Genomic DNA, 23,993 nt, shown 5'->3' with positions numbered 1-23,993 from the left:
GGGTCACTCCGTTCTTCCGGCGGCGCGTTCGACGGCCTCCCCGGCGGTGACCACGGCCGGGGGGCCGGTGGCGGCGAGCAGCACCGCGATGACGGCGAGTTCGGCGACGTCGTGCCAGGACGACCAGGGCCGCAGCGCCGTCCCGGCGATCAGCAGCGGCGCGGCCAGGATGGTGACGGGCGCGACGGCGTGCAGCCGGGCGGCGGCGCCGCGGGTGAACGGCAGCCGCAGCGCGGACGCGACCGCGACGGCGGCGCCGGCCCAGGTCAGCACGTCGGCGAGCAGGTCCAGGTTCATCGCGTGCCCTTCGCGGTCACAGCGTCCGGCTCAGGAACCGGGCGAACACCAGGGATCCGGAGAACGACAGCAGCGCCAGCACCAGCGCCACGTCCAGGTAGGCGGGCCGGCCGTAGGCGGCGGCCAGCAGCACCAGCACGAGGGTGACCAGCGGGCCGGTGACGATGAGCCCGGCGAGCCGCCCGGCGGGGGTGCCGCGCAGCATGGCCGGCAGCGCCGGCAGCAGCGCCCCGATCATGAGCGCGAGGGCGGGCAGCGCGGTGCCGGCCACGTCGGGCGTCATGACCGCTCCCGGGCGGGGTCGGCGACGAGCCCGGCGCGGCGCAGGCTCCGCTCGTAGGGGGAGGGGTCGGGGACCAGGCGGTGCACGCGCAGCAGTTCGCGTTCGGGGTCGACGCCGCCGACGTAGGTGCCGGGTGCGGCCGAGATCAGCAGGGTGGCGGTGCCGCGGTCGGCGCGTCCGGGCGCGACGGCCAGCGGCGTCCAGTCCCCGCCGGCGGCGCCGCGGACGATGATGCGGGCGGTGTCGGCCACGACCTGGCCGGGCAGCCGGGCCAGTGCCGGCAGCAGCCGGGCGGGCGTGGCGGGGCGCCGGCGGGGGGCGCGTCCGGCGGCGGGTTCGCCGGAGCCGCCGGAGGTGAACAGGGCGGGGCCGGCGGCGGCCGCGGCGGCGGCACCGGCGGCGGCCGCGGCGGCGCCGACGGTGATCTGGGTGAGGGACAGGGTGGACGCGAGCGCGAGGTAGAGCGCCAGCAGGACGGCCCACCAGGCCAGCGGCCCGGCGGCGCGGCGGGCGGCCCGGCCGGGCGCGCGGGGGCGGGGGCGGGGCGTGCGCGTGTGGGCGGGCATGCGCGTGTGGGCGGGCATGGCCGTCGGCATACCCGGACGGACGGTTCCAACCGTCGCCGCCGGCGGCGGGCGGGGATGTTTGCCGCGGCCGGTCCGGGTAGGGCGCCGGTTGCAGGCCCCGTCCAGCGCGCCCGCAACGGGCAGGGGAGGTGTCGGTGACCAGGTTCGGGTACTTCCTGTCGGCCGAGGAGCACGGGCCGGGGGAGCTGGTGCGGCAGGCGCGGATGGCCGAGCGGGCGGGGTTCGAGGCGCTGTGGATCTCCGATCATTTCCATCCGTGGCTGGACGAGCAGGGGCAGTCGCCGTTCGTGTGGTCGGTGATCGGGGCGGTGTCGCAGGCGACGTCGCTGCCGATCGGGACGGCGGTGACGTGCCCGCTGGTGCGGACCCATCCGGTGGTGATCGCGCAGGCCGCGGCGACGAGCGCGGTGCTGGCCGGCGGCCGGTTCACCCTGGGCGTCGGGACGGGGGAGTTCCTCAACGAGCACATCGTCGATTCGCGGTGGCCGGTCGCCGCCGAGCGGCTGGACATGCTGGAGGAGGCCGTGGGCCTGATGCGGCGGCTGTTCACCGGCGGGCTGGTCACCCACCGCGGCGAGCACTACCGGGTGGACACCGCGCGGCTGTACACGCTTCCGGACGAGCCGCCGCCGATCTTCATGTCGGGTTTCGGGGGCAAGGCGGCGAAGCTGGCGGGGCGGATCGCCGACGGGTTCATCTGCATGATGCCCGACGAGGAGCTGGTGAGGGAGTTCCGGCACGGCGGCGGCGAGGGCAATCCGGTGCAGGGCGGGCTGAAGGCGTGCTGGGGACCCGATGAGGCGGAGGCGCGCCGGACGGCGCTGCGGCTGTGGGCCAGCGACTTCCTGCCGGGCGAGGCGAACCAGCTGCTGCCGCTGCCGCGGCAGTTCCGGCAGCTGACGGAGCTGGTGACCGAGGACATGGTGGCCGAGCGGGTGCCCTGCGGACCCGACCCGCGGGTGCACGCGGCGGCGCTGCGCGCCTACGTCGACGCCGGGTACGACGACGTGTTCGTGACGCAGATCGGGCCGGAGCAGGACGGCTTCTTCGACTTCTACGCCGGTGAGGTGCTGCCGCGGCTGCGCGGCGGCTGAGGCCGGCACGTCCCGGGGCGAGGTCCCGGGCGGTACACCCCCGATGGAAGGACCACTGATGAACACCCCCTCGGTGCCCGGTGACGGGCCCGGAAAGGCGAGCCGGAACGCGGCCGGGCCCGCCGGGTCCGCAGGCAGGACCGGCACGGCGGGCAGGAAGGCGGGCGCGTCCGGTGCGGGCAGGGCCGGCAAGGCCGCCGCGGGCTCCGCGCGCAAGCCCGCCGGAGGAGCGGCCAAGGGCGGCGCGGCCGCATCCCAGGGCGCGAAGGGCGCGGCGCAGGCCGGCGGCCGGGTGGCGGCGCTGCCCGGCCGGGTGGCGGGGCTGGCCAGGCTGATGACGCTGGCGCGGATGCTGCGCGCCGTCCCGGTGGTGGTGGCCGGTGTCGCGGGCGTCGTCGTCGGGCGGCTCACGGCGCGGAAACGCTGACCCTCCCGGCGCGGCCCGGAAGCGCCCCCGGAGGGGCCGACCACGGCCCTCCGGGGGCGCTTGGTGCTCCTTGGCCGGCGGGTGACCGAAACGAGGAGGCCAGTTTAGGGAGATCAGTGCGGGTACAGGGGTCACGTGTACAACCGCCAAAACCCCCCAATTCACACCAAACCCCCTACACCCACAGGGAGTGGATGACATGACTGGGCCGATCGCCCAGCAGACCTCGGGCAGCAACTACGTCCAGCGCGGCGGGTCCAGCAGCAGCCTCGCCGACGTCGTCGACCTGATCCTGGAAAAGGGCCTGGTCATCGACCTGTACGCCCGGGTCTCGCTGGTGGGCATCGAGATCCTCACCGTGGACGTGCGGATCGTCGTCGCCAGCGTCGACACCTACCTGCGCTTCGCCGAGGCCGTGAACCGCCTCGACATCGCCCACGACGGCACCTCACAGGGGCTGCCTCAGTTCGTGGAGGGCATGCAGGAGTCGGGCGCCAAGAAGAAGACCCGCGGCGCCCTGGAAGGCGCCCAGGAACGGCTGAAGGAGACCTTCGGCGGCGACGAGTCCGAGGAGGACGACGACAAGCAGCCCGCGCGGCGCCGCTCGTCCCGCAAGAAGGAGGACGAGGAGTCATGACCACGCCGCAACCCCCCGGCGGCCCGGGCCCCGGGGGAGCCCCGCAGTACGTGTACGGGGTGACCCGCTCGGGCACGGCCCTGCCCGGCGACGTGAACGGCCTGGACGACCTGCCGGTCGCCCTGGTCGAGGACGGCGGCGTGTGCGCCGCGATCGTCAGCGACCTGCCGCGCGACCGGGCGCTCGGCGAACGCGCCGACCTGGTGGCGCACCAGCGGGTCCTGAACGCGCTCGTCGACGCCGGGACCGTGGTGCTGCCGTTCCGGTTCGGCGCGGCGCTGGCCGACCGCGCCGCCGTGGAGAAGGAACTGCTGGCCGGCAACTCCGAGCGGTTCGGGCACGTCCTGGACCAGCTGGACGGCAAGATCGAGCTGCGCCTGAAGGCCACCTACGTCCAGGACGCGGTGCTCCGCGAGATCATGGCGGCCGAACCGGAGATCGCCGAGCTGTCGCGGCGGCTGCGCGAGGTCCCGCCCGACGTCGCCGACGCCGTCTACTACGACCGCATCCGGCTCGGCGAGCTGATCGCGCAGTCGATGGAGCGGCTCCGCGAGGCCGACGGGCGGACGCTGCTGGACGGCGCCGCCCCGGCGGCCGAGGCCGTCGCCGCCAAGACGCCCGTCCGCGAGGAGGACGTCCTGGACGCCTCGTTCCTGGTCCGCGCCGACCGGCGAGCCGAGTTCGAGCGGGCCGTCGACGAGCTGGCCCGCGACCACGCCGACCGCGTCAAGGTCCGGCTGATCGGGCCGCTGCCGCCCTACGACTTCGTCCCGGAGGAGTAGGCGATGGGGCTGTTCACCGGGCTGGTGACGCTGCCGCTGGCGCCCGTGCGCGGCGTGATGTGGCTGGCCGAGACGCTGACCGAGCAGGCCGAGGCGCAGCTGTACGACCCGGGGCGGATCGCCGCGCAGATGCAGCAGATCGCCGACGAGGCCGCCGCCGGTGAGATCACCGAGGACGAGGCCGCCGAGCGGGAGGAGGAGCTGATCCGCCGGCTGAACGAGGGCCGTGCCCGCGAGCAGGCCCGCCGCGAGCAGGCCGGCGGCTAGGGGGCCCGTGATGATGTCCGCGTCCGAGGCCGCCAAGCGGGCGGCCGAGCACGTCACCGCGATGACCGGCCGCAGCGCCGAATGCGTGGTGGGGGTGGAGCGCACCGGCGAGGACGGGTGGCGCGTGCTGGTGGAGGTCGTGGAGACCCGCCGCATCCCCGACTCCGCCGACATCCTCGCGATCTACGAGACCGAGGTGGACGCGGACGGGGACCTGACCGGCTACCGCCGCGCCCGCCGCTACCCCCGCGGACGAGTGGAGAGGGACTAGAGCATTGAGTGAGATCTCCTGGACCGGGACCCGGTCGCCCGCACGGTCGACGGCCGGTGAGAAGACCTCGGCCAACCTGGCCGACCTGCTGGAACGCATCCTCGACAAGGGCATCGTGATCGTCGGGGACATCCGGGTCAACCTGCTCGACATCGAGCTTCTGACGATCAAGCTGCGGCTGCTGGTGGCGTCGGTGGACCGGGCCAAGGAGATGGGCATCGACTGGTGGGAGCACGACCCGTCGCTGTCGTCCAAGGCCCGGCAGGCCGACGGGCGGGCGGAGGACGGGACCGGCGGCGACCGCGCCCTGCTGGAGGAGAACCGGCGGCTGCGCGAGCGGCTGGCCGCCCTGGAGGCCGGCGGCGGCACCGCAGGCGGCGCAGATCAACGCGCCGGCGACGCGGCCGGTGACGCGCTGGCCGCCCGTCCGGGGCGGGGGAAGGAGCCCAGAACATGACCGACACCCGGTTCACCGGCGACACCGCCGTCTACCTGTACGGGGTGGCGCGCGACCTGGACCCCGCCGTGCTCGGCGACGCCGCCGGGGTGGCGGGCGCACGGGTCCGCGGCGTGGTCGCCGGCGGGCTGACCGCCCTGGTCAGCACCGTCAGGCTGGAGGAGTACGGCGAAGCGGCGCTGCGCGCCAACCTGGAGGACCTGGCGTGGCTGGAGGCCACCGCCCGCGCCCACCACGACGTGGTCGACCGCGCCGCGCACGCCGCGCCGACCGCCCCGGTGCGCATCGCCACCCTCTACCGCGACGACGCCCGCGTCGCCGAGGTCCTGGCGGCGCAGGGCGACCGGTTCGGCGCCGCGCTGGACCGCATCACCGGCCGCTCGGAGTGGGGCGTGAAAGCCTACGCGGACCCCGAGACACCGCGCGGCGACGCCGGCGACCCGCCCGCGGGCGGCCAGGCCCCCCCGGATCCCGGTGGGGGGCTCGTGCCCAGGGCCGAGCCCCTCACCGGCCCCAAGCCCGCCGGCCCCTCCGCCGGTTCCTCCGGGGGGGTGGGAACGGCGTACCTGCGGCGCCGGCAGGACGAGCGCCGCCGCCGCGCCGACGCGGCGCGCCGGGCGGGCGAGCAGGCCGGCGCCGTGCACGCCGAACTCGCCGACCACGCCGTGGCGTCCCGGCACCACCCGCCGCAGGACCCGGGCTTGTCGGGCCGCCCCGGCACCCAGATCCTCAACGTCGCCTACCTGCTGGACGAGGAGCAGGTCGAGGGGTTCCTTGCGGTGACGCGCGCGGCCGCCGAGCGGATGGCGGGCATCGAGGTGGAGGTGACGGGGCCGTGGCCGCCGTACTCGTTCATCGACACCGCCGACACCACGCCCGCGCCCGAGCCGGGGGACACGCCCCGGTGACGGCCGTCCTGGACCACGCCGGCGACGCGCCGATGGAGCGGATCGCGCTGGTCGACCTGCTCGACCGGCTGCTGGCCGGCGGCGTCGTCATCGCCGGGGACCTGGTGATCTCGATCGCGGGCGTCGACCTGGTGCAGGTGTCGCTGCGGGCGCTGGTCACCAGCGTCCGCGACGAACTGCTGCCCGAGGAGGACCTGCCGTGACCCGACCAGACCCCGACGGCACCGGCGGCGGCGGCTCCGGCCGTGACCGTGAGCCGGTGACCGGGGAGGTGTCGGTGCGCGACCCCTCCGCCGGGGATCCCTTCACCGACGACATCCTGGCGGGCCGCACCGCCGGCTCGTCCCCCCACACCCCCGTCCGCGCAGCCCCCGCCCACCGGCCCGGCCACTCGCCCGGCCGCGAACCGGACCGCGAGATGGGGCCGCGGGAGCGCTCGTCCCGGACGATGCAGCGGCTGCGGTCCGACCCCGAGACCGTGGAACGCGACCTGGTGAAGCTCGTGCTCACCCTGGTCGAGCTGATCCGCCAGCTGATGGAACGCCAGGCGCTGCGCCGCGCCGAGGGCGGCGACCTGTCCGACGACCAGATCGAGGCGCTCGGTCTGGCGCTGATGCGGCTGGACGAGGCGATGACCCGCCTCAAGGACCACTTCGGCCTCGACGACCACGACCTCAACCTCGACCTCGGCCCCCTGGGCCCGCTCCTGCCCGAGGACTGACCGCCGGAGCGGCTCACCCGGGCGGCGGGTTGACGGCGACCGCCTTGAAGAACGTGTAGCAGAACGTCCCGTCCGGCCCGGCGGCGCGGTGCAGGTCGGCGACGCCGCGGTCCCAGTCGCCCGGCGTGGACAGCCCGGCCGCGACGGCCTCGTCACCGACCGCCTCGACCATCGCGGTGAAGGTGTCGCGGGTGAACCCCCGCGCCAGCGCGGGACGGGCCACGTCGGCGTACACGGTCCTGGGGGAGACGGCGACGCCGCCGTATCCGGCGGCGGCCAGCAGCGGCCGCAGGCGCCGCCCGATGAGGGCGTCGCCGCCCGCGGCGGCCTGCAGCGCGACCAGGTGGGCGATGACGGCGCGGGCGTGGGCGCTGTCGGGATGCAGGAACGCCGACCCGTGGTCGCCCTCGATCACGGTGAGGGTCCCGCCCGGCCGCAGCACCCGCCGCAGCGCCACCAGCGCGGCGCCCGGGTCGGGCAGGTGCTCCAGGACGAAGCACACGAACAGGTGATCGAACTCGCCGTCGCCGAACGGCAGATCGTGCAGGTCGGCGTGCGTCCACTCGACACGTGCGCCCGGGACGGACGCGGCGACGCGGGCGCGGGCCTGGTCCAGGGAGCCGCGCGACACGTCGACGGCGGTCAGCCGCGCCCCGGGGGAGCGCGACACCAGATGCACCGTCTGCGCGCCGACCCCGCAGCCGGCCTCCAGCACCCGGCTCCCGGCCGGGTAGGACGTGCCGTCGTGCAGCAGACCGGCGAGCGTGTCGGCCTGGTCGCCGAGGCGCCGCGCCTCACGCCCGGAGTATCCGTGCACGTAGTCACCGTGCATGAGGTCACCGTGCGGGTACTCGCCGGGCGTGTGGTCACCGGGCCCGGTCGCCGTCGTCGTCTCCATGAGATCACCGTGGCCCCCACAATGGTCTGATGAACAGGTCCAATGCCGACGAACCCGACCGGTCCATAACGCGGGGGTCGGACTTCCTCCAGCTCGACCCGGCCGACGCGCCGCCGGGCGGGCTGGCGGACTGGCTCGCCCGCCGCCTGCGCGAGGCGATCGGCGACGGCCGCCTGCCCGTCGGCGCCCGCCTGCCCGCCACCCGCCTCCTGGCCGCGGAGCTGCGCGTCTCACGCGGCGTGGTCACCGAGGCCTACCAGCGCCTGGTCGACGACGGCCACATCGCCGGACGCGGCCGCGCCGGCACCGTCGTCGTCGCCGCCCCGCTCACCGCCCCGCCCGCCGCCGCCCCGCCCGGCACCCGGCACGACGACGCCCCGCCCCGCGACCCGTTCCCCGCCGACCCCGGCGCCGACGTGTTCGACGTCCTGCGCGCCGCACCCGCCCGCATCGACCTGTCACCCGGCGTCCCCGACCTGTCGGCATTCCCCCGCGCGGCCTGGCAGCGCGCCGAACGCGCCGTCCTGCGCGACCTGCCCGCACCCGCCCTCGGCTACGGCGACCCCCGCGGCGCCCTCCCGCTGCGCACCGCGGCCGCCGCCTGGCTCGCCCGCAACCGCGGCGTCCGCGCCGACCCCGCCGAGATCGTCATCGTCGCCGGCACCGCACAGGCCCTCGGCCTCATCGCCCGCGTCCTGGCCCGCGACGGCATCGGCGCCGTCGCCGTCGAGGACCCCGGCTCCCTCGGCGTCCGCCAGCACCTGCGGCACTGGGGACTGGCCACCCCGCCCGTCCCCGTCGACGCCGCCGGCGTCCGCGTCGACCGCCTCCACGGCACCGGCGCCCCCGCCGTCCTGCTCACCCCCGCCCACCAGTTCCCGACCGGCGCCGTCCTCACCGGACCCCGCCGCCGCGAACTCATGCGCTGGGCCGCCGCCGGCGGCCTGGTCATCGAGGACGACTACGACGCCGAACACCGCTACGACCGGCCCCCCGCCCCCGCGCTGCGCTCCCTGCTCACCGACCGCACCTTCCACACCGGCAGCGTGTCCAAGCTGCTGGCCCCCGCACTGCGGACCGGCTGGCTGCTGCCGCCGCCCGCCCACCTGGACGCCATCGTCGCCGAGAAACGCCTCGCCGACCTCGGCAACGCCGCCCTGCCCCAGCTCGTCCTCGCCGAACTGATGGACTCGGGGGAGATGGAACGCGGCCTGCGGCAGCTGCGGCGCCGCCACCGCCGCCGCCGCGACACCATGATCGCCGCGATCGACGCGCACCTGCCCGGCGCCGCCGTCCACGGCACCGCCGCCGGCCTGCACCTCACCGTCACCTTCGACGCCGCGTTCCGCGACACCGACCTCGCCGCGGCGGCCCTGCACCACGGCGTCAAGACCCAGCCGCTGTCCTGGCACGCCCAGCGGCCCACCCGGCCCGGCCTCGTCCTCGGCTACGCCGCCGTCCCCGCCTCCGACATCACCGAAGGCGTCACCGCCATCGGACGGGCCCTGCACCACCTCACCTGAACCCGCCCCAACCGCACCCGGGACGGTCACGCCGCCAGCAGCTCGGCCTCCCACAGGTCCCGGTACGCGCCCGGCACCGCGAGCAGCTCACCGTGCCCGCCGCGCTGCACCACCCGCCCCCGGTCCAGCACCACCACCTCGTCGGCCGCGCCCAGCGCCGCCAGCCGGTGCGTCACCAGCAGCAGCGTCCCCCCGCCCGGCGACTCCAGCAGATCCCGCGTCAGCGCGTCCGCCATCGCCGGATCCAGCGCCTCGGCCGGCTCGTCCAGCACCAGCACCGGCGGATCGGCCAGCAGCGCCCGCGCCAGCAGCAGCCGCTGCCGCTGCCCGCCCGACAGGCCCCGCCCGCCCGCACCGACCACGGTGTCCCACCCCTCCGGCAACGCCTCCACCACCTCGGCGAACCGCGCCCGCGCCGCCGCGGCCCCCAGCTGCGCCTCGGTCGCGTCCGGCCGCGCCAGCAGCAGATTCGCCCGGACCGTCGCGGCGAACACGTGCGCGTCCTGCGCCAGCCCCCGCACCGCCGCCCGCACATCACCGGGCGCGTAACGCCCCAGGACATGCCCGCCCAGCACCACCGCGCCCGACACCACCGGCACCTCACCCGACACCGCCGCCAGCAGCGTGCTCTTGCCCGCCCCGCTCGCCCCCACCACCGCGACCCGGCGGCCCCGCTCCACCCGCAGATCCACCCCGTCCAACGCGACACCCCCGCCCTCATACGCGACGCGGACACCGAGCAGCTCCACATCCAGCGGCCCGCGCGGCACCCCCACCGGACGCCGCGGCCCCGCCGCCGGGGGAGCGGCCAGCAGCGCGTCGACCCGCCGCACCGCCGGCACCACCTCCCGCAGCCGCTGCGCCGCCGACGCCAGCGGCAGCACCGACTCCACCGCGACCAGCGCCGTCAACGCCGACACCGCCACACCCACCTCGTCCAGACCCCCGCGCAACCCCACCCAGATGACCGCCGCGACCGTCACGCCCTGCACCACGAAACCCGCCGCCGCCACCATCGCCGACACCCGCGCCCCGGACCGCTCCGCACGCTCCAGCCGCTCCGCCGCGTCCCCTGCCCGCGCCGCGAACCGGCCCGACGCACCGAACATCGCCAGATCCGCCGCACCCTCCAGCACGTCCAGCGCCCGCACCGCCAGCACCTCACGCCCGGCCGCCGCCCGCGCCGCCGCCCGCCCGCCCGCCACCGACGCCGCCACCGGCAGCACCACCCCCGCCAGCAGCAGACCCCCGGCCAGCACCACCGCCGACGACGGCAGCACCACCGCGCACACCACCACACCCGCCGCACCGCACGCCACCGCCGCCACCGCCGGCAGAACACACCGCAGCAGAAGATCCTGGACGGCGTCGACATCCGACACCATCCGCGTCAGCGCATCACCGTCGCGCACCCCGCGCCCCGCACGCCCACCGGTCCCGTCCGTCCGGTCCGCCCGGTCCGGGCCCCGCGGCACCGACCCCGGACCCGCCGCCGCCAATGCGTCGAACACCCGCCCCCGCAGCTCCGCCAGCGCCCGCAACACCGCGTCATGCCCCGCCAGCCGCTCCACATACCGCAGCGACCCCTTCGCCAGCGCGAACCCCCGCACCGCCACGATCGCCAGCGACAACGCCGCCAGCTCCGGCCGCTGCGCCGCCCGCGCCACCAGCCACGCCGCCGCCGCGATCAACCCCAGCCCGCACAGCTCCGCCGCCGCACCCGCCAGCCCCGCACCCGCCAGCCGCACCACATGCGGACGCACCGCACCCCACACGCCTCTCACGCCGCCTCCCCGCACGCCCCGCCCGCGACCCGGCCACCGTCCAGCCGCACCACCCGGTCCGCCACCCCCAGCAGCGCCGGACGATGCGCCACCAGCACCGCCGTCCGCCCCTCCAGCAGCCGCGCCGCCGCATCCACCAGGACCCGCTCACTGTGCAGATCCAGCCGCGCCGTCGGCTCGTCCAGCAACATCACCGGACCACCCGACAGATACGCCCGCGCGATCGCCAGACGCTGCCGCTGCCCCGCCGACAACCCCGCACCCCCCTCACCCAGCACCGTCGCGAAACCCTCCGGCAACCCCTCCACGAACTCCGCGGCCGCCGCCGCCCGCGCCGCCTCCACCACCCGCTCATCACCCGCACCCGGATCACCCAGCCGGACATTGTCGGCCACCGACGCCGCGAACAGATGCGGACGCTGCGGCACCCACCCCAGCCGCGCCCGCCACGCCTCCACGTCCAGCTCCGCCAGATCCACGCCGTCGACCAGCACCCGCCCCGACTCGGGAACCACCAGACCCGCCAGCACCCGCAGCAACGTCGACTTGCCCGCCCCCGACGGACCCGCCACCGCCACCCGCTCACCCGGCGCCACCCGCAACGACACACCCGCCAGCGCCGCCTCCCGCGACCCCGGATACCGCACCGTCACATCCCGCAACACGATCTCCGGCGCACCCCCCGCAACGACCGCCCGGCCCCCCGGCCCCACCGCCGGCGCGTCCAGCACCGCGAACACCTCCTCGGCCGCCGCCACACCCTCCGCACACGCATGGAACCGCTGACCCAGCGCCCGCAACGGCAGATACACCTCCGGCGTCAGCACCAGCACCAGCAACCCCGCCGACAACGCCATCTCCCCGGCCAGCAGCCGCAACCCCACCGGCACCGCCACCAAAGCCACCGACAACGCGCACACCAGCTCCAGCACCAGCGACGACAAGAACGCCACCCGCAAAGCCCGCACACTCGCCCGCCGATGCCCGTCCGCCAGCTCCCGCACCACCACCGACTGATGACCCGTCCGCCCGAACGCCCGCAGCGTCGAAAGCCCCGCCAGAACATCCCGGAAATGCCCGCCCAGCCGGTGCAGCAGCCCCCACTGCCGCCCCGTCAGCGCCGCCGTCCGCATCCCCACCAGCGCCCCGAACACCGGAACCAGCGGCACCGTCACCGCCACCACCAGCGCCGACGCCCAATCCGCCGCAACCAGCCGCCCCAGCACCACCACCGGGATCACACACGCCGCCAGCAGCTGCGGCACATAACCGGTGAAGAACGGATCGACCCCGTCCAGCCCCCGCGTCAGCAACGTCACCCGCGACCCCGCATCACCCGGCACCGGCCCGCCCAGCAACGCCCCCCGCAGATCCCGCTTCACCCGCGCCGCCGCACGACCCGCCACCAGCGACACCGCCCACGCCAGCGCCGCCCGCCCCGCCACCGCACCCACCAGCCACGGCAGCGGACCCGCGTCCAGCCCCGCCACCGCCCGCACCAGCAGCTCGGCCTGCACCACCAGCAGGACACCCTGCCCCGCCGCCAGCACCCCCAGCACCACCGTCACCCGCCGGGGGAGACACCCCAGCAGACGCCGCTCCACACCCTTCACCCCAGCCCCCGATCCCCGGGCGCCCGGCTACAGGTACGAGGGCGAGTCGACCCGCCCACGGAACGTCCACCACACCAGCGCCTGCGACCCCAGCAGCAACGGCAGCACCACCACCGTCGTCACCGCCGTCATCGTCAGCCCCGCCCCCTCGGCCACCGCCTCCGACCACGGCAGCCGCACACCCGCCACCACCGGCGCCGCCGCCATCACCACCGCCGACACCGCATACCGCGACGGCACCCGCCCGGCACGCGCCGCCAGAAGACCCACCGGCAGCCGCCACCGCGCGAACCCCGCACCATGCCACGCGAACACCACCGCCAACGGCAGACCCAGCACACTCCCGGCGTTCAAACCGCCACCCCCCAGCACCGAACCCAGCACCGAACCCCACGCCAGCGCCAACGCCCAGCTCCCCGCCACGATCGCCGCATCACAACCGCCGCGCCACGACACCGCGTCCACCCGGCCCCGCAGCCACAACCCCATATCCCGCACGACCCACCCGATCAGCAGCACCGCCACCAGCGGATACAGCTCCTCCAGCAGATCGTGCTCCAGCCCCGGGAACGCACCCGCGACCAGCCCCGCCGACGCCACCAGCCACACCTCGTTGCCCAGGAAGAACGGCGCGAACGACGCGATCACCAGCCGCCGCTCCCGCTGATCCCGCCCCAGCCACGGCAGCAGCATCCCCACCCCGATGTCCGCACCGGCCAGCACCAGATACCCGGCGGAGAACACCGCCAGCAACACCACAGCAAGAGACTCCATCACCAAACTCCGTTCAGAAAGTCGGGCTCATCACCGGCGCGGCCGGCTCCGCCGGGGGAGAGGCACCAAGACCCGACCCCTCCGGCCCCCGCCGCGCGAACCGCACCAACAGCCACGCGTTCACCGCGAACAGCAACGCGAACAGCACCGTGAACGCCATGAACGACACCGTGATCGTCCCCGACCCCACGCCCTGCGACAGCGCGTCCCGCGTCTTCAGCACCCCGTACACCATCCACGGCTGCCGCCCCACCTCACGGAACACCCACCCCGACACCATCGCCACATACGGCAGCGGCACCGCCACGATCATCACCACGTGGAACACCCGCCCCCGCACCAGCCACCCGCCGAACGGGAACTTCACCAGGGCCACGAGCGCCACCAAGACCATCAGCGACCACATGCCCGTCATCACACCCTCGCCGACCCTCGCCAGCCCCGGCGCCATGTACTCATCCGGCCCGAACCGGGCCGTGAAGTCCGCCACCACCGCCGGCGCGTCGTCCCCACCCAGCTTCGTCGGCTGCACATACGTGAACTGCGCCCCGCCGAACATCACCACCGGCATCACCGACAAGATCACCGTCAGCAACCCGATCCGCATCGACCGCCGGAAGAACTCCACCTCCGCCGTCCGCCGCAACAGGTGATAACCGCTCACCCCCGCCATGAAGAACCCCGCCGTCAGCAACCCGCCGAACAGCACATGGAAGAACGCCAGCACCGCCGTCGGATTGGTCAGCAACGCCCCCGCATCCGTCAGCCGCGCCGTACCGTCCACCATCTCGAACCCCACCGGACGCTGCAGCCACCCATTCGCCACCAGCACGAAGTACGCCGACAGATACGCCGTCAGCGTCACCACCCAGATCAGCGCCAGATGCACCCACCGGTTCAGCCGATCCCACCCGAAGATCCACAACCCCAGGAACGTCGACTCCACGAAGAACGCCACGATCGTCTCCAGCGCCAGCGGCGCCCCGAACACACCGCCCGTCACCCGCGACATCCCCGCCCAGTTCAACCCGAACTGGAACTCCATCACCAGCCCCGTGACGATCCCCACCGCGTAGTTCACGACATACAGCTGCCCCCAGAACCGCACCATCCGCGCATGCACCGCACTGCCCGACACCGTCGCCCGCGCCTGCGTCAACGCCACCAGCGTCGCCAGCCCCAACGTCAACGCCACGAACAGGAAATGGGTACCGGCCGTCAACGCGAACTGCACCCGCGCCAACATCAACGGGTCCACACCCATGAGCACGCCCCAAGAATCGGTCCGAAACGACCCCACGATCCTCCGCGCGCACACCCCACCCGCGAATCAGGCCCAGGCGTTCAACCGCCCTGCACCTTTCGCGCAGCCCCCACCCCGCCCCTACATCTCGCGATGTACACGACCACGCCGCACCGACAACCCCAGAACGACAGCCACCACCACGTACGGCACCGCCGCCAACCCCATCAGCACCCCAGCACCACCCCACCGCGAACCCAGCGCCCACCCCGCGAACACCAGCACCGCCACCACCTCCGCACCGAACCCCGCCACCGACGTCACCGTCGCCCGCGCCCCATCACCGATCCGCTCCTGCAACCGCGCGTCCGCCGCCGCCATCGTCCACCGGAACACCCCGAACGCCACCGCCACCAGCACCACCCCGCCCGGCCGCCCGCTCAACGACCCGACCGCCAAGCACACCGCACCCGCCGCCAGCACCGGCGACAGCCACCGGACCCCACGCCCCGACAACCAACCGCCCACCGCATCGCCCACCGTCACCACCAGCACCAGCAACGGCACCGACACAGCCGCCACCCCCGTCGACCGCACCAGCAACGGCACATACTCATCCAGCGCCGTCACACCCTCCACCACCATCACCAGAACCAGCGCCCACCGCACCGCCGGCTCCCCGCGCACCTGCGCCCACCCCTCACCGACCACCGAAGCCAGCGACGCCCCGTCCCCGCCCCCGCGGCGACCGGCACCCCGCGACTCCGGCAGGAACCACCCCGCCACCGCACACAGCACGCACACCGCCACACTCGCGACACCCGCCGCCCGGTAACCCCCACCCGCCAGCACCGGAGCCGCCACCGCCGACGCCGCCACCACCGCCAGCAGCGACACCGCCTCCGACCGCCCGATCAACCGCGAATACGCCCCCGCCGCGCCCGCACGCTCCAGCTCCTCGTACACCAGCGCCTGTTTCGACCCCGAACGCAGCGCCGACCCCACACCCCACAACACGAAACCCGCGGCGAACGCCGGATACGAAGGAAACGCCACCCACAGCCCGAAACCCGCACCCGCCAGCAGAGGAGCGGCCACCAGCAGCAACCGGCGCGAGAACACATCCGCCCACAAACCGGACGGCAACTCCAGCAAGAACGTCGTGACCGACCAGATCACGAACAGCGAAGAAATCGCAGCAGGAGACAACCCGGTGTCGGCGAACAGCACCGCGTACACCGGGTACAGAAGAACGAAATCCTCGAGGAACGCGTAGACATACAGCCTGCGCGCGAGCCCCGCCTCAGGCGAAGATCAATGTCGTCGGGCCATACCCGCACCATAACCACATCGCCCAGCCCACCGCACCCCCGATTCCACGGGCCGGGGGAGCGGCCGGGACGTCAGCCGCCGAAAGGATCACGGCCGAACAACGCCAGCAGCCGCGCCTGATCACTGGCGCCGTCCGGGAGGGGACGCTCGGCACCGAGCATTCCCCGCTCACGGCCAGCCGGCGCCATCCGCCGCGCCGTCTCCAGCGCCGGACCCACCAGATCCGCGTCGAACACCACCGACTGCCCGGTGGCCTGCGCCAGATCCCACGTGTGGACCAGCAACTCCAGCGGATACTGCTCCAGCCACTCGCGCACCGTCATCTCCAGCCCGACGGCCATCCGGATCCGGCGCGCCAGCGCATCGGGCACCAGCTCGGCCGTCATCCGGGCCCGCACCTCGCGCCAGGACGCCAACGGATCCTCACCCGCCACCTCGCGCCAGTCCGGATCGTCCCGGGGGAGCGGCCGACCGGCGGCGCGCAACTCGACCACCAGCAGCCCCGCGGTGACGTGCCCGGCGACGTCGATCGCGCACCAGCCCTCACACGGCGACGGCGACAGCCACCTGTCCGGCGGCGTCGCGGCGAGCACCGACTCGAAACCGTCCAGCGCACGAACGAAACCCTCGGGAATCACGGAAGCCACACCGCCCCACCTCAGATGTCCGCACACGATCATCACACGATCGCACCGGACGCGACACCGGTTCCCGCGCCGAACCGAAGTCAGCGCCGTGTCGCCATGGGACGAACGCGTCTCGTCGCTGAGCGCCCAGTCATCGTCAGTGATCCGCTGGTGTGGAGCCGGGGCTCTTGCCGGCAAGCCGAGCGGCGTTACGAGCGGCGGACAGGCGAAGGCCGGCGCCGCAAGCGTCGGTCTGCTTGCGGACGATCTCGGGACCAGGCGGCGCGGGCGCGGGGCACTGAGGCCATCCTTACTTAACATAATGTACATTATCGACCAACGATTGGGCCGGCTGGAAGCGGGGCGAATCGGCCGGGAAAACGCCTCGTTCACGTGTCATGTGCGCGGTTCGCGGTGTCGGCTTCGCCGAGGTCGATCCAGAAACGGTCTTCGCCGCGGGCCCGGCCGTCGTGGACGCCGCCGTTCGAAAGGATCACGCGGCGCGACGGCTCGTTGCCGGCGGCGCACGTCAGCAGGACGCGTTCCAGGCAGAGACGGCGGCATTCCACGAGCCCGGCGGCCAGCATCCGCGAGGCGTGACCCTGCCGCCGCCAAGCCGGGACGACGTGGTAGCCGACGTGGCCGCCGACCTCGGCGAGCTCGGGCGTCAGGCGGTGCCGCACGAGCAGCGTGCCGAGATAATGCCGGCCGGACACGTACCAGAAGGTCGTGCACGGGACGCCCCATCGGCGCTGGACGCGGCGGCGCTCGGCGACGAACGTCTCGAAGTCCCTGCCGGCGGGCTCCAGCCAGGCGGCGGGGTCGCCGCTGGCCAGATGGTCCGCCCACTCCCCGGCCAGGAACGACTCGCGGACTCTCGTGGTCGGCCGCACGAGGCGCGGCGGACGGAGAAGATCGGGCACGGTCCGAGTATTGACCGCCGGGCGTCGTGAGCGAATGCGCGCCCGCGGCGGAAAGGATCGTCTAACCGGACAGAATTCAGCTTCTGTCCGGTATGCGTGGTTTATACGAATTGGCGTGTTCGCGCGTGTGCCTCGCGTCCGGGCCCGCCGGCCCGGTTCGTAGGGTGAGGCGCATGAGCGTGCTTCGGTCCGTCGGATTGTTCGTGCTGGCCGCGCTGGCCGAGATCGGCGGAGCGTGGCTGGTGTGGCAGGGATGGCGGGAGCAGCGCGGACCACTGTGGATCGCCGCCGGGGTCCTCGCATTGGGCGCCTACGGGTTCGCGGCCACGTTCCAGCCCTCCCCCGACTTCGGGCGGATCCTTGCGGCCTACGGCGGCGTGTTCGTGGCGGGCTCCCTGGCCTGGGGCGTGGTCGTGGACGGTTTCCGTCCCGACCGCTGGGACATCGCCGGGGCGCTGATCTGCCTGGCCGGAGTGGCCGTGATCATGTACGCGCCGCGCGGCTGACCCCTCTCCCCCGGTTCACGGCCGGGCGGTGAGGTCGGCGAAGCGGAGGGCGTTGCGGACGGCGGCGCCGCCGGGGTCGTTGTTGAAGTAGACGTAGGCGTCGTCCGTGGCGGCGAGTTCGTCCGCCCAGGTCCGGAGGGTTGCGTCGTCGTAGTGGGGCCAAGGCTCCGCCGGGCCCTCGTGGAGGCGCAGGTAGAGCCAGTCGGTGGTCCGCCAGAGGGGTGTCTGGGGGTGGCCGAGCCGGTCGGTCCAGGTCAGGGCGGCGCCGTGGTGTTCCAGGACGCGGCGGGTCTCGTCGGTCCACCATGAGGGGTGGCGGGGTTCGACGGCGACGCGGACACCGTCGGGAAACTCGCGCAGGCAGGCGGTGAGGCGGCCGGGTTCGGCGCGCAGGGTCGGCGGGAGCTGCAGCAGGACGGGGCCCAGCTTGGGGCCGAGGCCGGCGGCGGCGTTCATGAGGCGCGCGAGGGGTTCGGCGGGGTCGTTGAGGCGTTTCATGTGGGTGAGGTAGCGGCTGGCCTTGACCGCCATGACGAACCCGGGCGGGGTGGCGGCGCGCCACAGTTCGAAGGTCTCGCGGGTGGGCAGGCGGTAGAAGGCGTTGTTGTTCTCCACGGTGGTGAAGACGTCGCCGTAGTGCGGCAGCCAGCGTCGCTGCGGCAGGCCGGGCGGGTAGAGGACGCCGCGCCAGTCGGCGTACTGCCACCCCGACGTTCCGATGAGCACCGGCCTCTCCCCTGTTCGGCGGCCTGTGCCGTGGTCATACCCGGTGGCGTCGGTGGGGTTCGAGGGCGCGGATGTAGTCGACGAGGCGGACGCCGATGTCGAAGGGGACGTCGGGTTCGCCGAGGTCGGGGTCGGGCCAGGTTTCGGAGATGCGGCGCCAGGTGCCGCGGCCGAGGAAGACGCCGGTGACGGGGTCGTCGCCGAGTTCGGCGCGCCAGGCGGTCTCGGTGGTGAGGAGGCGGGCGAGGGCGGCCTCGTTGTCGGGTTCGTCGCGGTGTTCGGCGTGGAATCCGATCTCGATGGCCTGGGTGCGGGTGCCCGGGGCGATGTCGGCGGGGATGATCTGCGCTTCGTAGTGTTCGCGCTGGGGTGCGGGGTCGCCGAACCAGGCTTTGACGCCGTTGTGGCGTACCTGGACGTGCGGGGTTCCGAGGCCGGGTGGGGTGGATCCTCGGATTATCTCGCCGACCTGCTCGAAGAGCGCCCTGTCCGTCATCGTGGTCGATCTTACGGCGGGTTCTGTCGGTGGCGGGAGGTAGCGTCCGGTGCGTGCGTCCCTCTGATGTTCAGCGCCTGACCGTTGCCGAGAGCGTCGACCGTTACGGGGAGATGGTGCGTGCGAAGACCTCGACGGGTGCGCTGACGCCGAAGACGGCGGAGGTGTACGTGCGGGACGTGGTGACGTTCGCGGCGCTGGCGGGCGGGGACCGGGTTCTGGACGATCTGACGGGCGAGGACGTCGATGAGGTGCTGCTGGGGTTCGCGCGTAAGCCTGACGGGCGGCGGCGGGGCGCGGTGGAGCCGGGGGGCGCGGAGCCGCGGGGTGGTGCGGTGCAGAGTGCGGCCTCGCAGGCGCGTTTCCGGCGGTCGGTGTCGGCGTTCTTCAAGTATGCGCTGGTGGCGGGGTGGGTGCAGCTGAATCCGATGCAGGCGGTGACGGTGCGTCCCCGGCAGCGGGGTGGGTTGCGGGCGCAGCGGCGGGCGTTGACGGTGGAGCAGGCGGAGGGGTTGCTGGGGGCGGCGCGGGGGCTGGCGGATGCGGGGCCGGTGGTGCCGGGGCGGCGGGTGGATCAGCGGACGGAGTTGCGGGACGGGCTGATCGTGTTGCTGCTGGCGGCGGTGGGTCCCCGGGTGTCGGAGCTGACGGCGGCGAACGCGGAGGACTTCTTCGTCAACGGGGGGACGCGGTATTGGCGGATCTTCGGTAAGGGCGGGCGGACGCGGGATGTGCCGCTGCCCGGTCTGGTGGTGGAGGTGCTGGACGCGTATCTGGCGGAGGGGCGGGGGCTGCTGGACCGGGGGCGCGAGCCGAAGGCGTTGCTGTTGTCGTGGCGGGGGCGGCGGCTGGCGCGCGGTGATGTGCAGGCGGTGATCGATCGGGTCCTCGCGCGGGTGGAGCCGGGGCGGCGGCGGAGTGTGACGCCGCATGGGCTGCGGCATACGACGGCGACGCATCTGCTGGCGGCGGCGACGGACATGGACGCGGTGCGGCGGGTGCTGGGGCATGCGGATCTGTCGACGCTGGGGCGTTACCGGGATGAGTTGCCCGGTGAGTTGGAGGCGGCGATGCGGGTGCATCCGCTGCTGGGGTCGGTGGAGGGCCGCCGGGGCGGGTGAGGGCGCGTCCGGCCGGGCGTTGCCGCCGTCCATGCCGTCGCGGCCGTCGCCGGGGCCCGGGTCGCCGGTGGGCCGGTCACCGCGACCGTTGATCAGTGCCGCTGGTCGTCGCCTCTCATGCGGCGTGGTCTCCCCTCCCCTGGTGGTCAGGTGGGTTGGAGGGTGCGGGCGAGGGTGTAGGCCTCGGTGAGGTCGGTGCCGCGGTAGTCGATGGCGGCGAGGTCGGCGAGGTGGTGGTCGGCGTTGACGGCGACGGTGTTGGTGAGGTGGCGGAACAGGGGCGCGTCGGACATGGAGTCGCCGTAGGCGGTGCATTGTGCGGGGGTGAGGCCGTGGCGGGTGCGTAGTTCCTCGGTGATGTTGACCTTGTCGGCGGGGGTGAGGATGCCGGCGGGGTCGAGGGTGCCGGTGAAGGGCATCGGGGGGAAGCGGGAGGCGATGACGTCGTCGAAGCCGAGGTCGAGGAGGTGGTGGGCGAAGAAGTCGGGCGACATGGTGATGACGGCGGAGTGTTCGCCGCGGGCGCGGATGTCGGCGCAGACGTCGGCGATGCCGGTGAGCCAGGTGGCGGCGGTGTAGGCGGTGGCGACGATGGCGGGGGTGAGGTCGCGCCAGAGGCGGTGTATTTCGCGGGAGAAGCCGCGGGTGTCGAGGGTGCCGTCGGCGAAGCGGGCCTCGAGGTCGTGGAGTTCGGTGAGGGTGCCGAGGTGCCGGGCGACTTCGAGGTTGGCGGTGGTGCCGGTCAGGAGGGTGCCGTCCATGTCGAAGATGTGCAGGTGTCCCACAAGGTGTGCAGTGTGGTGGACGGGCGGCGGTGGACGCGAGTCGTTTTCCGGGAGCGTTCCGGGCCGCGGTGCCGCTGGGGCGCGTTCGGTGGCGTGCGGTCTGCGGCGCTGGCCGTGCCGGGTCCGCGTGTCGGGGCGGGCAGGTCGGCGGTGAGGCGGTGCAGGTCGCCGTGGGTGGTGGCGGTGAGGGCTTGTTCGAGTCGGCGGCCGTATTCGGTGGTGTCGCGGTCGTGGTCGGAGGCGCGGATCCGGTCGTGGGCGGGTTGCTGGTCCATGGTCGGTTCCCCTTGTCGGTGGCGTGTGTCCAGGGTTGTGCGGGGCGTCCTTCGTGGTGAGGAACCGGGTGTACATCGTTCGCAGGACGTGGTGGGGACCCTGTCGAAGGTCGGGGGTGGTGGTGGTCGTCCGGCGGATTCGCGGGCGGGTGGTGTTTTTCTAGCGTCGGGTTCATGGACATGGATGCGGTCATGGGTGTGGTGGACACGGCGGTGACGTCGCCGTGGTTTTATCTGGCGCTGTTCGCGGTGGCGGCGTTGGACGCGTTCTTCCCGGTGGTGCCGAGCGAGAGCATGGTGATCACGGCGGGGGTGTATGCGGCGTCGGGGCGGCCGGATCTGGTGCTGGTGGTGGTCGTGGCGGCGTTGGGGGCGTTCGTCGGGGATCACGTGTCGTTTCTGCTGGGGCGCGGGTCGGGTGGGCGGCTGATGCGGGGGCTGCGGCCGGGGACGCGGCGGTATGCGGCGTTCGGGTGGGCGCGGCGGACGATGGCCGAGCGCGGTGGGCTGATCTTGGTGGTGGCGCGGTATGTGCCGGGTGGGCGGACGGCGGTGACGCTGACGATGGGGGCTGTGGGGTTCCGGCTTCGGTCGTTCTCGTTGTTCGCGGCGGTGGCGGCGGTGTCGTGGGGGTTGTACGGGGCGGTGCTGGGTTATGTCGGCGGGGTGGCGTTCGAGCATGATCCGTTGAAGGGCGTGGCGGTGGGGATCGGGCTGGCGTTGTCGGTGACGGCGGTGGTCGAGGGGATCCGGTTCGTGCGGGGGCGGCGCCGTGCGGGAGCGCAGGGGTCACCGCCGGACGGGCGCGACGCGGAGCGGGCCGGGCGGGCGGAGCGGGTGGGTCCGATGCGGGGCGTGTGATCGGCGGAAGCGGCGGAGTTCACGGGCGTGTGGCCATAGGGTGAACTTCGGCGGAACGCGCGGTGTCTCAAGGGTGTCGGGCCGGGCCGTCTTCGATCGTGAGGGAGAGCATGGGAGCGCCGGAATTCAGCGCCGATCTGTACCGGGACATCACCGAGTTCGCGGAGGGCACTCCGTCGTGGGTGCATACGGCGGCGGAGGTGGGGACGGACGCGGGGCTGCTGCTGTTCGCGGTGTTGTTCGTGGCGGGCTGGTGGCGGGCCCGGGCGGGGAACGCGCGGGCGATGGGGCTGGCGCTGGCGGCGCCGTTCGCGGTGGTGGCGGCGTATCTGGTGAGTGAGGTTTCCAAGACCTTCATCGAGGAGGAGCGGCCGTGCCGGGCGGTGCGGGGGGCGGTGCACATCGCGGCGTGCCCGTCGCCGGGTGACTGGTCGTTCCCGAGTAATCACGCGACGATCGCGGCGGCGTCGGCTGCGGCGATCGTGGTGGCGTGGCGGGCGATGGCGCCGCTGGTGCTGCCGCTGGCGGCGCTGATGGCGTTCTCGCGGGTGTTCGTGGGCGTGCATTATCCGCATGATGTGGCGGCGGGTTTCGTGCTGGGTGTGGTGGCGGCTCCGGTGGTGGCGCTGGTGCTGGTGGCGGTGTTGCGTCCGGTGGTGGATTCGCTGCGGGGTGTGACGTTGGGTGCGGTGTTGCTGGGGGCGGGGCCGGTGGCGGCCGGTGGTCCGGGTGTGGACGTCGGTGCCGCGCAGTCTGCGGCGCCGGTCGTGCCGGGTCCGCGTGTGGGGGTGGAGCCGGTGGCGGGGCGTGCGGAGGGTGCGGCGCGGCCGGTGGACGAGGCGTCGGTGACGATGCCGGACGTGATGGGCGGTGTGACCCGCAGGGGTGGTCGGCTGCCTTAGCCGGGGGTGGAGTCGGCCGTGTTCGTTGTCGGGGCGGGCCGTCCCGGGTGGTGTTCTTCTGGGCGCCGCTGCGGGGCGGCCCGTCGTCGTGTGCGGGGTCGTGTGGTGGCGGTGCGGGGTCATAGCCGCCGGTTATCACAGCGGCTATTGGACGGGCTGCCGCGCGGGCACCGACGATGGGCCGTACGGGCGCCTGTACGGGGCGTTGAGCGGATTGCGGGGGCGGGATGAGGATCGCGGTTCTGGGCACGGGCGATGTGGGGCGGGCTCTGGCGGGCGCGCTGGCGGGCGCCGGGCACGATGTGGGGCTCGGGTCGCGGACGGTGGACAACCGGCGGGCCGTGGAGTGGGCGGCGGCGCACGGCGGCCGGCACGGCGATTTCGCGGGTGTGTGCCGTGACGCGGAGGTGGTGGTGAACGCCACCAACGGTGCGGTGTCGCTGGAGGCGCTGGGCGCGGCGGGGGATCTGGCGGGCAGGACGCTGGTGGACGTGGCGAACCCGCTGGATTTCTCCGGTGGGTTCCCGCCGGTGGTGCTGGCGCCGGACGGGCTGAGCCTGGCGGAGCGGATTCAGCGGGCGTTTCCGGGGGCGCGGGTGGTGAAGACGCTGAACACGATGAACAACACGGTGATGGTGGCGCCGTCGTCGGTGCCGGGCGGGCATCAGGTGTTCGTGTCGGGTGACGATGAGGACGCCAAGAAGGTGACGGGCGGGCTGCTGGGTGATCTGGGCTGGGCGGCGGAGCGGATCGTGGATCTGGGGCCGCTGTCGACGGCGCGTGCGGTGGAGCAGCTGCTGCCGTTGTGGCTGGCGGTGAACGCGCGTCTGGGTACGGCGTCGTTCAATTTCGGTGTCCATCACTGACCGTCCCG

General features: G+C 73.9%; 31 protein-coding genes. 16 read left to right on the top strand and 15 right to left on the bottom strand.

Annotated features, from left to right (window positions below; translation table 11 throughout):
- Positions 1-3: 3 nt before the first annotated feature.
- The 3 genes from ACTWPP_RS33610 to ACTWPP_RS33600 are packed head-to-tail and all read right to left on the bottom strand — an operon-like array spanning position 4 to position 1,164.
- The gene (locus ACTWPP_RS33610; protein WP_443108419.1) at positions 4-297 is read right to left on the bottom strand and encodes a monovalent cation/H(+) antiporter subunit G; all 294 of its coding nucleotides are present in this window, start codon (positions 295-297) and stop codon (positions 4-6) included.
- A gap of 16 nt (positions 298-313) precedes the next feature.
- Entirely contained in the window at positions 314-580 is a 267-nt protein-coding gene (locus ACTWPP_RS33605) for a monovalent cation/H+ antiporter complex subunit F (protein ID WP_443108418.1), read from the bottom strand.
- Positions 577-1,164 (bottom strand): hypothetical protein, encoded by a 588-nt coding sequence (locus tag ACTWPP_RS33600; RefSeq protein WP_443108417.1) that lies wholly within the window; start codon positions 1,162-1,164, stop codon positions 577-579. Before ACTWPP_RS33600 ends, ACTWPP_RS33605 begins: the two co-directional genes overlap by 4 nt.
- Before the next feature lie 137 nt (positions 1,165-1,301).
- Here ACTWPP_RS33600 and ACTWPP_RS33595 point away from each other — a divergent pair, with 137 nt between their 5' ends.
- From ACTWPP_RS33595 to ACTWPP_RS33550, 10 genes are all read left to right on the top strand, one after another.
- On the top strand, positions 1,302-2,261 hold the full coding sequence (locus ACTWPP_RS33595) for an LLM class F420-dependent oxidoreductase (RefSeq protein WP_443108416.1): 960 nt from the start codon (positions 1,302-1,304) through the stop codon (positions 2,259-2,261).
- A 58-nt stretch (positions 2,262-2,319) separates the two neighbouring features.
- Entirely contained in the window at positions 2,320-2,688 is a 369-nt protein-coding gene (locus ACTWPP_RS33590) for a hypothetical protein (RefSeq protein WP_443108415.1), read from the top strand.
- 199 nt (positions 2,689-2,887) lie between these two features.
- Positions 2,888-3,325 carry a gas vesicle protein GvpJ gene (gene gvpJ, locus ACTWPP_RS33585; RefSeq protein ID WP_443108414.1) on the top strand — a complete coding sequence of 146 codons (438 nt, stop codon included), beginning with the start codon at positions 2,888-2,890 and terminating at the stop codon, positions 3,323-3,325.
- Entirely contained in the window at positions 3,322-4,107 is a 786-nt protein-coding gene (locus ACTWPP_RS33580) for a GvpL/GvpF family gas vesicle protein (protein ID WP_443108413.1), read from the top strand. The genes gvpJ and ACTWPP_RS33580 overlap by 4 nt, the downstream gene beginning before the upstream one ends.
- 3 nt (positions 4,108-4,110) lie before the next feature.
- A complete protein-coding gene (locus ACTWPP_RS33575; RefSeq protein ID WP_443108412.1) occupies positions 4,111-4,374 on the top strand; it encodes a gas vesicle protein GvpG in 264 nt (87 codons plus the stop codon).
- A 10-nt stretch (positions 4,375-4,384) separates the two neighbouring features.
- The gene (gvpO, locus tag ACTWPP_RS33570; protein ID WP_443108411.1) at positions 4,385-4,645 is read left to right on the top strand and encodes a gas vesicle protein GvpO; all 261 of its coding nucleotides are present in this window, start codon (positions 4,385-4,387) and stop codon (positions 4,643-4,645) included.
- 4 nt (positions 4,646-4,649) lie between these two features.
- Entirely contained in the window at positions 4,650-5,102 is a 453-nt protein-coding gene (locus ACTWPP_RS33565; protein ID WP_443108410.1) for a gas vesicle protein, read from the top strand.
- A complete protein-coding gene (locus ACTWPP_RS33560; protein ID WP_443108409.1) occupies positions 5,099-6,010 on the top strand; it encodes a GvpL/GvpF family gas vesicle protein in 912 nt (303 codons plus the stop codon). Before ACTWPP_RS33565 ends, ACTWPP_RS33560 begins: the two co-directional genes overlap by 4 nt.
- Positions 6,007-6,213 carry a gas vesicle protein gene (locus ACTWPP_RS33555; RefSeq protein WP_443108408.1) on the top strand — a complete coding sequence of 69 codons (207 nt, stop codon included), beginning with the start codon at positions 6,007-6,009 and terminating at the stop codon, positions 6,211-6,213. The genes ACTWPP_RS33560 and ACTWPP_RS33555 overlap by 4 nt, the downstream gene beginning before the upstream one ends.
- Positions 6,210-6,731 carry a gas vesicle protein K gene (locus ACTWPP_RS33550; RefSeq protein WP_443108407.1) on the top strand — a complete coding sequence of 174 codons (522 nt, stop codon included), beginning with the start codon at positions 6,210-6,212 and terminating at the stop codon, positions 6,729-6,731. Before ACTWPP_RS33555 ends, ACTWPP_RS33550 begins: the two co-directional genes overlap by 4 nt.
- 13 nt (positions 6,732-6,744) lie before the next feature.
- Here ACTWPP_RS33550 and ACTWPP_RS33545 read toward each other — a convergent pair whose 3' ends face one another.
- Positions 6,745-7,629 carry a methyltransferase domain-containing protein gene (locus ACTWPP_RS33545; protein WP_443108406.1) on the bottom strand — a complete coding sequence of 295 codons (885 nt, stop codon included), beginning with the start codon at positions 7,627-7,629 and terminating at the stop codon, positions 6,745-6,747.
- Positions 7,630-7,658: 29 nt separating this feature from the next.
- Between ACTWPP_RS33545 and pdxR the strand changes: the two genes are divergently transcribed.
- A complete protein-coding gene (pdxR, locus tag ACTWPP_RS33540) occupies positions 7,659-9,152 on the top strand; it encodes a MocR-like pyridoxine biosynthesis transcription factor PdxR (protein ID WP_443108405.1) in 1,494 nt (497 codons plus the stop codon).
- A 26-nt stretch (positions 9,153-9,178) separates the two neighbouring features.
- Here pdxR and cydC read toward each other — a convergent pair whose 3' ends face one another.
- The 7 genes from cydC to ACTWPP_RS33505 form a co-directional block, all read right to left on the bottom strand.
- Positions 9,179-10,936 (bottom strand): thiol reductant ABC exporter subunit CydC, encoded by a 1,758-nt coding sequence (gene cydC, locus ACTWPP_RS33535; RefSeq protein ID WP_443108404.1) that lies wholly within the window; start codon positions 10,934-10,936, stop codon positions 9,179-9,181.
- Positions 10,933-12,540 (bottom strand): thiol reductant ABC exporter subunit CydD, encoded by a 1,608-nt coding sequence (gene cydD / locus ACTWPP_RS33530; RefSeq protein ID WP_443108403.1) that lies wholly within the window; start codon positions 12,538-12,540, stop codon positions 10,933-10,935. The genes cydC and cydD overlap by 4 nt, the downstream gene beginning before the upstream one ends.
- A gap of 36 nt (positions 12,541-12,576) precedes the next feature.
- The gene (locus ACTWPP_RS33525) at positions 12,577-13,323 is read right to left on the bottom strand and encodes a cytochrome d ubiquinol oxidase subunit II (RefSeq protein ID WP_443108402.1); all 747 of its coding nucleotides are present in this window, start codon (positions 13,321-13,323) and stop codon (positions 12,577-12,579) included.
- Positions 13,324-13,336: 13 nt separating this feature from the next.
- Entirely contained in the window at positions 13,337-14,557 is a 1,221-nt protein-coding gene (locus tag ACTWPP_RS33520; protein WP_443108401.1) for a cytochrome ubiquinol oxidase subunit I, read from the bottom strand.
- Positions 14,558-14,707: 150 nt separating this feature from the next.
- Positions 14,708-15,850, bottom strand: coding sequence for an MFS transporter (locus ACTWPP_RS33515; protein WP_443108447.1), 1,143 nt, complete (start codon positions 15,848-15,850; stop codon positions 14,708-14,710).
- 119 nt (positions 15,851-15,969) lie between these two features.
- On the bottom strand, positions 15,970-16,545 hold the full coding sequence (locus tag ACTWPP_RS33510; RefSeq protein WP_443108400.1) for a TIGR03086 family metal-binding protein: 576 nt from the start codon (positions 16,543-16,545) through the stop codon (positions 15,970-15,972).
- Between the two features lie 368 nt (positions 16,546-16,913).
- The gene (locus tag ACTWPP_RS33505; protein ID WP_443108399.1) at positions 16,914-17,447 is read right to left on the bottom strand and encodes a GNAT family N-acetyltransferase; all 534 of its coding nucleotides are present in this window, start codon (positions 17,445-17,447) and stop codon (positions 16,914-16,916) included.
- A gap of 173 nt (positions 17,448-17,620) precedes the next feature.
- Between ACTWPP_RS33505 and ACTWPP_RS33500 the strand changes: the two genes are divergently transcribed.
- On the top strand, positions 17,621-17,953 hold the full coding sequence (locus ACTWPP_RS33500; RefSeq protein WP_443108398.1) for a YnfA family protein: 333 nt from the start codon (positions 17,621-17,623) through the stop codon (positions 17,951-17,953).
- A gap of 15 nt (positions 17,954-17,968) precedes the next feature.
- Here the strand turns inward: ACTWPP_RS33500 and ACTWPP_RS33495 are convergent, their stop codons facing one another.
- Both ACTWPP_RS33495 and ACTWPP_RS33490 read right to left on the bottom strand, forming a co-directional pair.
- Positions 17,969-18,679: a DUF72 domain-containing protein gene (locus ACTWPP_RS33495; protein ID WP_443108397.1), complete on the bottom strand. Its 711-nt coding sequence runs from the start codon at positions 18,677-18,679 to the stop codon at positions 17,969-17,971.
- 34 nt (positions 18,680-18,713) lie between these two features.
- Positions 18,714-19,175 carry a hypothetical protein gene (locus ACTWPP_RS33490; RefSeq protein ID WP_443108396.1) on the bottom strand — a complete coding sequence of 154 codons (462 nt, stop codon included), beginning with the start codon at positions 19,173-19,175 and terminating at the stop codon, positions 18,714-18,716.
- Between the two features lie 53 nt (positions 19,176-19,228).
- Between ACTWPP_RS33490 and ACTWPP_RS33485 the strand changes: the two genes are divergently transcribed.
- Positions 19,229-20,296, top strand: a complete 1,068-nt coding sequence (locus tag ACTWPP_RS33485; RefSeq protein ID WP_443108395.1) for a tyrosine-type recombinase/integrase — start codon at positions 19,229-19,231, stop codon at positions 20,294-20,296.
- Between the two features lie 146 nt (positions 20,297-20,442).
- Here the strand turns inward: ACTWPP_RS33485 and ACTWPP_RS33480 are convergent, their stop codons facing one another.
- Both ACTWPP_RS33480 and ACTWPP_RS33475 read right to left on the bottom strand, forming a co-directional pair.
- Complete coding sequence (locus tag ACTWPP_RS33480) at positions 20,443-21,057, bottom strand: HAD family hydrolase (protein WP_443108394.1); 615 nt, start codon at positions 21,055-21,057, stop codon at positions 20,443-20,445.
- The gene (locus tag ACTWPP_RS33475) at positions 21,039-21,356 is read right to left on the bottom strand and encodes a DUF1707 SHOCT-like domain-containing protein (RefSeq protein WP_443108393.1); all 318 of its coding nucleotides are present in this window, start codon (positions 21,354-21,356) and stop codon (positions 21,039-21,041) included. Before ACTWPP_RS33475 ends, ACTWPP_RS33480 begins: the two co-directional genes overlap by 19 nt.
- Before the next feature lie 174 nt (positions 21,357-21,530).
- On the opposite strand from ACTWPP_RS33475, the gene ACTWPP_RS33470 reads away from it, so the two are divergent.
- From ACTWPP_RS33470 to ACTWPP_RS33460, 3 genes are all read left to right on the top strand, one after another.
- Positions 21,531-22,217 (top strand): DedA family protein, encoded by a 687-nt coding sequence (locus tag ACTWPP_RS33470; RefSeq protein ID WP_443108392.1) that lies wholly within the window; start codon positions 21,531-21,533, stop codon positions 22,215-22,217.
- 110 nt (positions 22,218-22,327) lie between these two features.
- The gene (locus ACTWPP_RS33465; RefSeq protein ID WP_443108391.1) at positions 22,328-23,119 is read left to right on the top strand and encodes a phosphatase PAP2 family protein; all 792 of its coding nucleotides are present in this window, start codon (positions 22,328-22,330) and stop codon (positions 23,117-23,119) included.
- Positions 23,120-23,346: 227 nt separating this feature from the next.
- A complete protein-coding gene (locus tag ACTWPP_RS33460) occupies positions 23,347-23,985 on the top strand; it encodes an NADPH-dependent F420 reductase (protein ID WP_443108390.1) in 639 nt (212 codons plus the stop codon).
- Positions 23,986-23,993 lie beyond the last annotated feature (8 nt).

Origin of the sequence: Actinomadura sp. 3N407 (genome assembly GCF_052245875.1) — a bacterium.
In the GTDB taxonomy this organism is placed as follows: domain Bacteria; phylum Actinomycetota; class Actinomycetes; order Streptosporangiales; family Streptosporangiaceae; genus Spirillospora.
This window is presented reverse-complemented; position numbering and strand designations above follow the sequence as displayed.